The sequence below is a fragment of the Staphylococcus ureilyticus genome (assembly GCF_002902235.1).
Classification (GTDB): Bacteria; Bacillota; Bacilli; order Staphylococcales; family Staphylococcaceae; genus Staphylococcus; species Staphylococcus ureilyticus.
The window spans coordinates 1-501 of the sequence record NZ_PPRL01000179.1 but is presented as its reverse complement, the minus strand read 5'-3'; the positions used below and the strand labels follow the sequence as shown (position 1 = coordinate 501).

General features: G+C 23.4%; 1 pseudogene. It reads right to left on the bottom strand.

From position 1 onward, the window contains the following. Positions 1–37: 37 nt before the first annotated feature. Positions 38–501: pseudogene (locus CD150_RS13545) on the bottom strand (hypothetical protein); the annotation flags it as partial.

Below are 501 nucleotides of genomic sequence, written 5' to 3'. Positions count from 1 at the left end.
AATAAAATGTAAAAAAAATGATATTAAAAATAATCACTTAATTTATATCTTCTAAGCGTTGAGATATTATCTGATAAAAATTAGTTAATGAAATTTCTTGATAAATAAGGTTAATAACTTCTGAAACATTTTGATTTTTAGTGGTATAAGGTAGTATATTATTTTGAGATAAAGCAGCATTTTGAGACTTAAATGAATACAAATATGGAGCAATCTCCTTATTAAAGTTGATGTCGAACTTTTCGCATATTTTTTGCATAACATTTACCCAATCTTTAATAGAACGAAGAATTACTTTTGGTTTATTCTTAATGTCTTTTTCATTTAAAATACAATTAATTATCTGTTTCGTAATAAATATACTACTTGGTAATTTATCAATTCTTACTTTCAAGTCATTTTTATTTTTACTCCGGTATGGTACAAGTTCTACATTACATATTCTCATAGTGCTTAAATGAAAATAAAATTCATTTTCAATGTCATAGTTAGAGCTTGAAT